The sequence below is a fragment of the Glutamicibacter creatinolyticus genome (genome assembly GCF_006094275.1).
Classification (GTDB): Bacteria; Actinomycetota; Actinomycetes; order Actinomycetales; family Micrococcaceae; genus Glutamicibacter; species Glutamicibacter creatinolyticus.
In genome coordinates this window covers 1336496-1346936 of sequence record NZ_CP034412.1, presented here as the reverse complement: position 1 = coordinate 1346936, position 10441 = coordinate 1336496, and the positions used below count along the sequence as shown (strand labels likewise).

At 63.7% G+C, this 10441-nt stretch carries 10 protein-coding genes; 5 read left to right on the top strand and 5 right to left on the bottom strand.

Annotation, left to right across the window (positions count from 1 at the left end):
• The first annotated feature begins 78 nt into the window (after window positions 1–78).
• The 5 genes from GcLGCM259_RS06120 to GcLGCM259_RS06100 are packed head-to-tail and all read left to right on the top strand — an operon-like array spanning window position 79 to window position 5356.
• Window positions 79–1497 (top strand): O-antigen ligase family protein, encoded by a 1419-nt coding sequence (locus GcLGCM259_RS06120; protein ID WP_138926064.1) that lies wholly within the window; start codon window positions 79–81, stop codon window positions 1495–1497.
• Window positions 1478–2698: a phosphotransferase gene (locus GcLGCM259_RS06115; protein ID WP_138926063.1), complete on the top strand. Its 1221-nt coding sequence runs from the start codon at window positions 1478–1480 to the stop codon at window positions 2696–2698. The genes GcLGCM259_RS06120 and GcLGCM259_RS06115 overlap by 20 nt, the downstream gene beginning before the upstream one ends.
• A gap of 3 nt (window positions 2699–2701) precedes the next feature.
• Complete coding sequence (locus GcLGCM259_RS06110; protein WP_138926062.1) at window positions 2702–3571, top strand: sulfotransferase family protein; 870 nt, start codon at window positions 2702–2704, stop codon at window positions 3569–3571.
• Window positions 3568–4425 carry a GumC domain-containing protein gene (locus GcLGCM259_RS06105; protein ID WP_138926061.1) on the top strand — a complete coding sequence of 286 codons (858 nt, stop codon included), beginning with the start codon at window positions 3568–3570 and terminating at the stop codon, window positions 4423–4425. The genes GcLGCM259_RS06110 and GcLGCM259_RS06105 overlap by 4 nt, the downstream gene beginning before the upstream one ends.
• Window positions 4418–5356 (top strand): glycosyltransferase family 2 protein, encoded by a 939-nt coding sequence (locus tag GcLGCM259_RS06100; protein WP_138926060.1) that lies wholly within the window; start codon window positions 4418–4420, stop codon window positions 5354–5356. Before GcLGCM259_RS06105 ends, GcLGCM259_RS06100 begins: the two co-directional genes overlap by 8 nt.
• A 125-nt stretch (window positions 5357–5481) precedes the next feature.
• Here GcLGCM259_RS06100 and GcLGCM259_RS06095 read toward each other — a convergent pair whose 3' ends face one another.
• From GcLGCM259_RS06095 to GcLGCM259_RS06075, 5 genes are all read right to left on the bottom strand, one after another.
• Complete coding sequence (locus GcLGCM259_RS06095; RefSeq protein ID WP_175419343.1) at window positions 5482–6525, bottom strand: acyltransferase family protein; 1044 nt, start codon at window positions 6523–6525, stop codon at window positions 5482–5484.
• Window positions 6526–6726: 201 nt separating this feature from the next.
• Complete coding sequence (locus tag GcLGCM259_RS06090; protein WP_138926058.1) at window positions 6727–7302, bottom strand: glycosyltransferase; 576 nt, start codon at window positions 7300–7302, stop codon at window positions 6727–6729.
• A complete protein-coding gene (pssD, locus tag GcLGCM259_RS06085; protein WP_138178249.1) occupies window positions 7299–7748 on the bottom strand; it encodes a PssD/Cps14F family polysaccharide biosynthesis glycosyltransferase in 450 nt (149 codons plus the stop codon). The genes GcLGCM259_RS06090 and pssD overlap by 4 nt, the downstream gene beginning before the upstream one ends.
• Window positions 7749–7857: 109 nt before the next feature.
• Window positions 7858–8508 (bottom strand): hypothetical protein, encoded by a 651-nt coding sequence (locus GcLGCM259_RS06080; RefSeq protein ID WP_138926057.1) that lies wholly within the window; start codon window positions 8506–8508, stop codon window positions 7858–7860.
• Window positions 8509–8741: 233 nt separating this feature from the next.
• Complete coding sequence (locus GcLGCM259_RS06075; protein ID WP_171021271.1) at window positions 8742–10313, bottom strand: CBM96 family carbohydrate-binding protein; 1572 nt, start codon at window positions 10311–10313, stop codon at window positions 8742–8744.
• Between the last annotated feature and the right edge of the window lie 128 nt (window positions 10314–10441).

Here is a 10441-nt window from a genome sequence, read left to right as displayed (position 1 = left end):
CGGTAGGCTGGCGTCAGTTTCAAACTCGGCGTCACCACGTGGCGGCCGGGTTCGGTTTCTAACTGGGGATGTAAACCGATGAAGCCACCTGTACTTGGGGGATTTAATACTGCACCGCGCCATGAATGGCGCCTGCGCTCGAACACTTGGTTCGAGCGCAATCCTGCGTGGCCGCTGGTCGCCTTTCTCGGATTCTTTCCGCTGTGGTGGCTACTGGGACTGGGCAATCTGGGCTTCCTGATTGTCGGCGCCCTGCTGGGCTACCAGCTGCTGAAGCAGCCGCGAATCCAGGTGCCGCCGGGATTCTGGCTATGGGGACTGTTCTTGATCATCGTGGCCCTGGGCGTGTTCGTGCTCTGGGTCCCGGTGCCCGGCCTGATGCCCGAAAGCGGTGCGTCCCGCGTTTTGAGCTGGGCCTACCGCTTCGGGTGGATATTGGCCAGCACCGCGGTGATGCTCTTTATCGGCAACAGCTCGCAAAAGACGCTTGCAGACCGCACCATTATCACCCTGCTGGCCATGCTTTTCGGGGTCACGGTACTGGGCGGCTATGCCGGGGTGTACCTGAGCTTCCTTGACTTCCCGTCGGTGTTGGAGGCCGTGCTACCGCACGCCATCACCTCCAACACATTTGTGAATTCACAGATCCATCCCGGGCTGACCCAGGTGCAGGACATCCTGGGGTATTCCAGTGCGCGCCCCAAGGCGCCCTACCAGTACGCCAACTCCTGGGGCGCCAACTACGGCCTGTTGCTGCCGTTCTACCTGCTGGTCATCAAGTATGTTGCCCGCAAGTGGGTGCGGGTGCTGCTATGGGTCGGGTTGCTGGCAGCGATCCCGCCGGCCATCCTCTCGCTGAATCGCGCCATGTGGGTTGGGCTGGTGGTGCTCGGGCTGCTGCTCCTGGTCCGGTTGACGCTGAACGGGCACTTCATGGCATTGGCTGGCTTCTGCACCGCGTTCCTGGTGGCGGCGGTGCTGCTGATCAGCACCCCCCTGTGGGACGTCATCCAGTCGCGCCTGGATAACCCACACAGCAACACCGGACGCGCCAACCTGGCCAGCTACACGCTCAAGACCACGGTGGAGCATTCCCCGTTCATCGGTTTCGGCTCCACCCGCACCCGGCAGGGGAACTTCTTCTCCATTGCCGCCGGCGCCACCGCGGACTGCCACCAGTGCTCGCCCCCGCAGCTGGGGACCCAGGGTACGCTGTGGTACCTGATCTTCTGCACCGGCATCATCGGCACGCTCCTGTTCCTGGCGTTCTTCGTGCGCCGCTATTTCCCGATACTCAAGAGCAAGGACTCACGCCAGTGGGCCATGGTCTACCCGGCACTGTTCTTCGCCTGCGTGCTGCCGACCTATGACACCATCACCACTTCCCTGTTCATCCTGATGATCGCCACCGGTCTTTCCTGGCGATGGTTCAGGGAAAAACAGGAACTAGACCCATTAGCGGAAGGACTGGTCATTGATGAACAGCGCTACCGGTGAACGACTCGGCTCACTGTGTGAAACGCTCGGTGAGCTCTTCCCGCACGGTACCGTCGAGGTGAGGGACCTTGGCCCCGGGCAGGATGGCTGGCGGCTAGTGCCCTCGCGCACCAACCCGCGCCTGGCGGTCCCGGCCAACGTTCCCCCCGCCGCGATGCGCAGTGCGATCCGCCCCTGCGCCAGCGACGGTCTCAAGCACAAGGCCCGCCGCTACGCCCTGGCCGCGGCGCTGCGTTCACCGGCAGGCGCACGGTTGATGCCCGCCGGGATCACCGTCGGTGATGACTCCGGCTCCATCACCACCCATCTGGAGAACATTTTCAACCAGCCGGTCTGCTTCGGGCTGATGACCGGGTCGGCGCGCGCCAACCGCAAACCGGTACTGGGGATCTTTGACCGGCGCGGGCGTGAACTGGGGTTTGCGAAGATCGGGCTGTCCGAGCTGGCCCACGAGTTGGTGGCCAATGAACACCGGGCGCTGCTGGCCCTGCAGTCAAGCTCAGCCTCGGCGCTGCAGGTACCGCAGGTGATTTCCTATGACTTCTTTGACAGCAAACCCGTGCTCGTGATGAGCGCACTGCGCCCCAATGCGCTCCAGCGTCCCCTGCCGTTGCCGGTCGGCGCGGTCATCGGGCTGTTGGCCAGCGCGCCGGTGGAGCAACGCCTGCTGGCCGATTCCACCTGGTTCCGGGGCCTGCTGCGTGACTTGGAGGCTCTGGCAGCGGTTCCCGCAGCCGGACGACTGGCCGACATGGTTCGCCAGCTGCCGCGCTTGCTGCCCGAAGAGAGCCTGGCGTTCGGGGCGTGGCACGGGGATTTTGGCCCGTGGAACATGGCGCGGACCAAATCCGCGCCAATGGTCTGGGACTGGGAACGCTACGACACCGGTCAGCCGGTGGGCAATGACCTATTCCACTTCGCGGCCCACGAGAGGTTGCGCGAGATGGGGAACATGGGTGCGGCGCTTAGGGCGCTGCGCGATCCGGAACTGAATGCGAACGTCGCGGGACTGCAGGTGCAATGTGGGACCCGGGCACCCCGCCACGCCATACAGGCGATGCTCCGGCTGCTCTACCTGGCCACCCTGGCGGCCAGGTTCCTTGGGGACGGGCACCGGCACCAGGTCGAGGCGACCTTTGCGCTGGGGCGCTGGTACACCGACGTGATGCAGGAACTGATCAAAGACACTCAATGGGGGTAAGTGATGACTAAACAAGAATTCGTCGTGGAAGACACCATCCAGCATTCGGCACGCCAGTTCGCACGGACCACGCTGGTGGGTTTCGGGCAAATGACCGCGAGCCTGCGCATGCAGCCGGGCTTCATTATCGCCGGCGCGCAGCGCTGCGCCACCACCAGTCTTTTCCGGATGCTCGCGCGCCATCCGCAGGTGCGCCCGCCGATGCTGAACAAGGGCATCCATTTCTTTGACACGGCCGAGCGCTTCAGCCGGGGCCCGAACTTCTATGCCGGTCATTTCCCGTTGCGCCGCCCCTGGGGGTCGGACCGGATCAGCGGGGAGGCCAGCCCGTACTACCTCTTCCATCCCCTGGCCATGCAGCGCATCGCCGAGGTGGCACCACAGGCCCAGGTCATCGTGTTGCTGCGCGACCCTGCCCAGCGCGCCTTTTCGGCCTACAAGCAGGAGAAGGGGCGGGGATTTGAAACCCTGTCCTTTGAAGAGGCCCTGGATCGCGAACCCGAGCGCCTGGCCGGGGAGGAAGAAAAGATCATCGCCGACCCGAACTACCAGTCCTTCGCCCACCAGCATTACGGCTATGTGGCCCGCGGCCGCTACACGGCTCAGCTGCGCCGGGCCAAGAACGCACTGGCCCCGGGGAAGCTGACGATCCTGGACGCCGATGCGTTCTTCCGACCCGGCCTGGAGGGCTGGGATCAGCTGCTGAACAGCATCGGGCTGGACCCCTGGCGTCCGGAGGAGATCATCCATTCCAATTCCCGGCCCAGCGCCGAGATGGCCCCGCAGCTGCGCCAGCTGCTGGACCGGGAGTTCGCCGGCGAGAACGATGAACTCATCCGGTTCCTGGGCTACACGCCAAGCTGGCTGCAATGATCGCCAAGGTTGCCAGCCTCAAGAGCCGCCACGCCGAGCGACGCAGCGACGCGGAAACGCTGGCCGAGGTCTTTTCGATGCCGTTGCGCAACCCGGGACGCACCCTGCTGTGCTTCATCATCGTCTTCTGCCTGGGCAGCGCGTTCTACCTGATGCAGCCGGCAAAGTATTCGGCCCAGGTGGACGTGGTGGTCGTTGCGGTGACCAGTTCGTCGCAGGTTGCCGCCGACCGGGACGTGTCCATCGACTCCGCGGTGCAGATCCTGTATTCGGACGCGGTAGTGGGAAAGACCGCCCGCGAGCTGGAGTATCCGGGGCGCTCCTCCGGCCTGCTGCGGGAGCTGACCATTTCACCAATCATCAACTCCCGCATCCTGCGCCTCTACGTGTCCAACACGGATCCGCAGCTGGCCTACCGGGCGGTGAAGCTGCTATCGGCCAACTTCCTTCAGGAGCGCCTCACCCGCTTGGAGAGCCTGGAGGAAAGCCGGCGCGAGGAACTGCAGGCGCACATCAAGGTGCTGCGCACCGAAGCCCAGGAGCAGCAGATCGAGGACATCCCGATCAGCGAACGCCGTGAGGCGCTGGCCGAATCCTCGGAGCAAATCAGTGAACTGGAGTTTGCGCTCTCGGCCATCGACACCATCCCACCGGACCCGGGCTTTATTTCCCGGCAGGCCGCCGTACCGGATACGGCCGCACGCCCACCGGTGACCGTCTACTTCACCTCTTCACTGGCCCTGGCCATCGTCCTGTCCTTTATTGTGGCGCCCAACCGTCGTTCGGCCCTGTCCGACGCCCGGTTTGCCGCCAGAGCATCTCGACCACAGCTACTTGGGGGTATCAATGTCTGAGATCCACAGTCCATCGCCGGCACCATCGGTAACGGTGGTGATCGCCACACAGGACCGCATGCACCTGCTGCAGCAGGCCATCGAGGCCGCCTGGAACCAGGACTACCAGGGGTCCATCACCATCACGGTCGTCTACGACAACCACGCACCGCATCCAGAGCTTGCCCGCCGCGAGGGCAACCGCCAGGTGAAGGTCATCACCAACACCCGGACACCCGGGTTGGCCGGAGCCCGCAACTCGGGCATCCTGCACGCCGACACCGAGTTGGTGGCGTTCTGCGATGATGATGATGCCTGGAAGCCCAGCAAGCTGACCCGGCAGGTCGCCCTGATGCGCCAGGAGAACGCCTCGGGGTGCGTCACCGGCATTGAGATCAGTTACGGCCAGAAGCGGATGGTCAGGATTCCGCAGCTTGCCACCGTTGACACCAGTGCCATCACCCAGGACCGGCTCACCGGCGCCCACCCCTCCAGTTACCTCTTTGACCGGGTGTTCCTCATCGAGGAGGTGGGGTTGGTCGATGAAACCATTCCCTACGGCTATGGGGAAGACTACGACCTGCTGATCCGGGCCGCGGCCGCGGGAAGAATCAGCGTCCTGCCGCAGGCGGCCGTTGACGTGCTGTGGCACAAGGGCGGTTCGAAGTTCTCCCGCCGGTGGGAGGCCATGGAAGCCGGAATCAGTTTCCTGATCGGCAAGCACCCGGAACTGACCGCTTCGAAGCGCACGGCCTCCTGGCTGCATGGGCAGCGGGCCTTCGCCCTGGCCTCGCTCAAGGAGCGCCGCCGTGAGGGGGTGCAGGTTGCCGCGCAGTCAATTCGGCTCAACCCTCGCCAGCCGCGCGGCTACCTGGCCCTGGCGGTGGCCAGCGGGGCGTTGAGCCCCGGCTGGGTGGTGGACCGCCTGAACGAGAAGGGCCGCGGCATCTGACCAGTCCCGGCCCTCCCAACGCCTTGGCCCCCGGCTATTGCCGGGGGCCAACAGTGTCTACGGCCATAAAATACTGCTGGCGTGGCGGTAGGCGCTCCCCGGCGGCTACTTGGCCGGAAGGCGGGCTACCGATGGCGTGGACGGAGCTTGTTCCCCAACAGCACCACGTTGGTGGCGTTGAACCGGCAGAACATCTTGTCCGCCACGATTCCCAAGGCCAGGGCCAGCAGGACGCCGGTCAGGAAGTGAATCCAGGTTATCTCAACGCCCAGGCGCAGCAGCACGATCCGGGCCCCGGCCGAACCGAAGACGTGGAAGAGGAAGATCGGGTAGGCGAACTGGCCAAGCCAGGCCAGCGCCCGCACCTGGAAGGGAAAGCCAAAGACCGCCAGAAGGGCTGCGAAACTGGCCAGAATCCCGCCCAACTCGTGACGTTCAGCGATGGCCGGAACCACGCCCAGCAGGCCCAGTTGGATCCAGGTGAAGGCCACCGCCAGGGCGGCCACGGACAGCAACCGCCACTTCAGCGCCTGCCGTTGCCAGCCCAGGCGGGCGCAGATGACGCCAAAGGTGAAGAACGGCAGCAGGTAGAGGCTGCCCTCAAATCCCAGCCAGTTCCGGTCAAAGAGCGGCCCGATCAGCACCGAGGCCGCTACCGTGAAGCCCAGCAGGGTCCACAGGTTACGGGCCGAGTCCATCAGGTGGCGGACATCGAGCAACGCGAACAGCACAAAGATCCAGAAGAGGGCCGGCAGGAACCAAAAGTGCGCCACGGGCAGGATCAGCCACATGAACCAGGGCTCTTCACCGAGCAGGTCGCGGTTCGTGCCCGGGGCCAATGACTGCACGGTCAGGAAGATCGCCCCGACGCAAACCATGGGAAGCAACAGGCGACGGGCCTTGGAACGCACGAACCTGCCCATCCCGCTGCGCATGGGTGCGTAGGCGGCGTAGACGACCCCGGAAAGGAACGTAAACAACGGCATGCGGATGAAGCCCAGGGAATCGGCAAACCAGCGCCACACGCTGTCGGGCGGAACATTTAATCCGGCGGAGCCGCTGACCCCGATGACGTGGAAGGCGACCAAGGCGATGATCGCAATGCCCCGCAGGGTCTCGATGTTCTGATTCTTGCGTTGCCCAACGCGTGAGTTCGTCGTGGTGACCATGTACTCCCCCATGCCAAAGGACCGGCCGCGGAAAGCTGTGTTGCCCGCCTGGCTGCCGGCCGGTCCGTTTGGCGGCTTGTTACTCGTATATGTTCTTCTGCATCCGCGCACACCTTTCAGAACGGTGCTGCTCCCAGTCGTCTTTACCGCTCCACCCGATGGCCGGCGCCAACGCGGAATGGGATTGCGTTCACCAATGTCTCAGCGCCGCACCAGCTGACCGACACGGCGCAGCATCCTTCCCACCGAACGCCGCGAACCGAACAAAGGCTGCCCCAGCTGCGCGGCAAGACGTTGCCCCGCAGCCCCCGGATCAGCCCGCCGTGGCTCGGTGCGCAAGGCCAGCGGGTTGGCAAACGCCTTGTCCAGTTGGCGGTGCAGCTCCTGGCGCTGGTCCACGTAAATGGCGTCACCGTGTTCGGCCATGACCCGGGTGAATTCGATCTGGTGCCCGTCCACGACTTCCTTCAGCTCAGGAACCCGTGGCACGGCCAGGGGAATCACCCCGATTTCGCGCACGTCCAGGATCGAGCCGGGCCCGCCCTGCACCACCACCACCTGGGCGCGTTCGTAGATTTTCAACAGTTCCCCGCGGGGCAGGCGCTCCACGCCCGTTCCATGCCGCGGTCGCCGGCTCGCACCGTGCTGCACAAACAGGCTTGGTGCCTTTTCCTGCCGGTCCATCCAGTCATCCACCCAGTCAATCAGCCGATCAAAGAGGTGGTGGTCGGTGCCGACGGAGACCACCAAATCGTAATGCTGCTCTGCCCCGCTCACAGCACGGCCCCAATGTTCACGGCCTCCGGATAGTATTTCTTCTGTTCATCCCACTGCACGCAGAACAGGTCGGTCAGCGGGTAGCAGATGCGTCCGCTCAGCGTCGGCATGGTGATGCGGTCAAAGCATTCCAGGTACACGGTCTTGATGCCCATGACGTAGGCAATCAGGAAAAAGGGAACGCTGGCCCCGGCCCCCACCGACATGACCACATCGGGCCGCTCCCGGCGCAGCGTGCGAATGGCCAGGAAGAAGTTGCGGATGGCGTTGGGAATGTTGCGGGTGGTGGGCCAATAGCACCACGTGACGTTTTCCCCCTCCAGCGCCTGCTCCACTTCCGGACGCCGGAACGTCACCCAGCTGCGTTGGTGCTGTTCCCACCACTCCCGCAGCGGCAGCAGCTGGGCCAGGTGTCCCCCCGGCGATGTAACAAAAAGTACCTTCATGATGTCCTCCCCCAAAAGGTCATCCCGGTTGACGTGTTTACTCACGGACACACCGGCATTGCCCGTTCAACTTGCTGTGGCTTTACTCCTCAAGTGCTGTCCCGGACGCTCACCAGCTCCATTCCCAGCCGTATGAGCCTTGGAACCCACCGAGCGTGAAGCTTGCGGTGCCGGCCCCCTTGGGCAGGTCCAGGACGACCAGGCCCTTCTCACTGTCGCCCGGGTCAATGGGTGAGGGCACCCGCTCCTTGTCGGTAATGCACGATTCGGCGTTGCCCACCGGATCCGGAATTGGTTCACCCTTGGCATCCCAGGCACGGAACTCGTGCACACTCAGGTAGAAGTACGGGAACCCGGACTCGGCCAGGTCCTCGTTGGCATTAACGTCAAAGTCCAGCGCCACGTATTGGCCGTTGATGCTCGGCTGGGCGTCCTTGGCGGTGCATTTGAAATTCGTGGTGACGTTGGTGGCCGTGAATTCGGCGAACTCGGCATCCCCCTTGGGATCCTTGAAGACCGCCTGTTCGTTCTCTTCCACCGTCACATTGCCGCGGTCGTTCACGCCGAGGTCCTCAAGGAAGTCCACGTCTTTTTCGGTCGGTGCCGCCGAAGGCGTGCCACCGAGTGGGTCTATTGACGTGCCCTCGTTCTGCGTGGCCTCAGCTGCGGATGGCGCAGCTTCCTCATCCGCGGCGGATGTACAACCGGATGCCGTGATTGCCAGGGCCAATGCCGCCAGCGCATAGACGGTCTTCTTCAAGTGAGCCTCCCCAAAGACTGATGGACCGAGATCCCCAAATACTCGGTGTCTCGAGCTTAGCCCGTGTGCTGGCTACTGAACAGTGTTACGGACAGAAAACCGGTGAGGTTGCGCAGGAAGGCAGGCGCAAGGAAAAAGGAGTGCCCGGCACAGGTTCATCCCCATGCCAGGCACTCCTTCATGTCCGCCACTGTGCGGTCCTTGCGGCCGCAGCTTGGTGGCGGTGTGGCAATTTAGTCCAGGTAGGACTCGCGCGCCGCGTTCATGAACTCCTCGTCCAGGAAGTTGCGGTAGGCGGTCAACGAGTCCTGCTTGGAGTCAACGCGGGTGATGCCCACGCTGAGCTTGGAACCACTGGGGGTATACCCCATGCTGTCCCAGTAGACCAGGGCCTTAAGCTTGGGCAGGTCCTGGAGCTGCTCGTTGGCGGTTTTCCAGAAGTCGCTCTTGTACTTCGGGTAGGAACCATCTTCGTCCACGCCCCACTCGGCCAGCATCTGCGGCTTGCTCGGGTACTTGGAGGCTGCCCAGTTGTAGAAGCCGGGCCAGGTCTTGGAGTTGGTGGTGCGGTTGACCATACCCTCCATGTCGGTCAGCCACACCGGCGGCTTGCCGAAGGCGTAGGGGTCCTGGGCAATCCAGTCCACCACGTCGTTGCCCGGGTAGAGCTGATCGAACCAGGACTTCTCGCCCCACTTCTGGATGCCGGTGTAATTCATGACGGTGACCATGTTGTCGGCCCCGTTCGCGCGCAGCACCTGCACCACATGGCGGTAGAAGTTCGCGTAGTCCTTGGCGGTCTGCCCCGAGCCAGCGTTCTCGTTGACCTCGTCTTCCATCTCCGCGTTCAGCGAGAGGAAGAACTTCTTCGATGCGTTCTTCTTCATGTGCTGGGCCAGCGACTTCAGGTAGCTGTCGGCCTTGCCCTCGGCAACCTGCTTCCAGGTCATGCCGGTGGGCTTCCAGTTGTAGAACAGGATCCGGTTCGCTCCGGACTCGTCCTGCCGCTTCAGTTCGGCCGTGTTGGGGAACATCGCGGACTGGCCACGCTTGTAGTAGTGGGCGATGTCCATCTTGCGCTCGGAGGTCTTCTCAAAGTTCAGCAGCGCCTGATCCCACGATTCGCCCTTCAGCGGGTTGGCCGCTGCCCCGAACCAGATGCCGCAGCTGGGCACCAGGATCTCGGAGACGGTGCAGTTCTCCACCGAGTCGTGGCCATTGCCCTGGTTGTCCCCCGGCTTTTCGACTTCCTCCGGGCCTCCGGTGCCCGGGGTGTTTTCCCCGCTGATGGCAACCGCCGGGGCCTGCCCGTCACTCTTCTCACGCGAATCGATGCGGGTGATGCCGCCATCGGTGCGCTGCAGGACGATGTTCAGGCCGTTGTCGGCCGAGACCAAACCGGTCAGCGCAATGCTCAGGGTCTGGTCCGTGCCGCTGACCGAAACGGTCTTGAGCAAAGCACCGGCCTGCGGTGCGTTGGAGGCGGTCAGTGAGTCTTCTGACCAGTCCGAAGGGCCCTGCAGAATCCGCAGCTGGCCAGGAGTGCCGCCGTTGATGTGCAGCTTCAGTTCGACCTGCGAGTCCTTGGTTACCTTGGTTTCGGTATGGAAGCGCAGGAAGGCTTCGCGGTTGGCGCCGGTGTTCTCGCCCACGGCGATCTTCGAGCTATCGCCGTTGCTGTGATTAGCGCGGGTGGAAACGCTGTAGGTGTCGGCGGTAATCGCTCCGTCGGTCGGAGCGGCTTGTGCGGGTGCAGCTAGCGAACCGGCGCCAGCAAGGCTCGTGGCCAGCAGTGCACCGGTCATTACGGCGCAGGCTGCCACGTTGGCCCCCTTGCGGCGGGGGAATGAAAATAGTTTGGCGTCAGCCATATGTTCAGTCTCCAAGAGTTGGGATGTGACTCTGCACCCAGCCTGCAGATTCAACAGCGGGG

Excerpts from the sequence above, each read along its gene's own strand:
- GcLGCM259_RS06120 (WP_138926064.1), top strand. The coding sequence starts at position 79 with ATGAAGCCACCTGTACTTGGGGGATTTAATACTGCACCGCGCCATGAA.
- GcLGCM259_RS06115 (WP_138926063.1), top strand. The coding sequence starts at position 1,478 with ATGAACAGCGCTACCGGTGAACGACTCGGCTCACTGTGTGAAACGCTC.
- GcLGCM259_RS06110 (WP_138926062.1), top strand. The coding sequence starts at position 2,702 with ATGACTAAACAAGAATTCGTCGTGGAAGACACCATCCAGCATTCGGCA.
- GcLGCM259_RS06105 (WP_138926061.1), top strand. The coding sequence starts at position 3,568 with ATGATCGCCAAGGTTGCCAGCCTCAAGAGCCGCCACGCCGAGCGACGC.
- GcLGCM259_RS06100 (WP_138926060.1), top strand. The coding sequence starts at position 4,418 with ATGTCTGAGATCCACAGTCCATCGCCGGCACCATCGGTAACGGTGGTG.
- GcLGCM259_RS06095 (WP_175419343.1), bottom strand. The coding sequence starts at position 6,525 with ATGGTCACCACGACGAACTCACGCGTTGGGCAACGCAAGAATCAGAAC.
- pssD (WP_138178249.1), bottom strand. The coding sequence starts at position 7,748 with ATGAAGGTACTTTTTGTTACATCGCCGGGGGGACACCTGGCCCAGCTG.
- GcLGCM259_RS06075 (WP_171021271.1), bottom strand. The coding sequence starts at position 10,313 with ATGACCGGTGCACTGCTGGCCACGAGCCTTGCTGGCGCCGGTTCGCTA.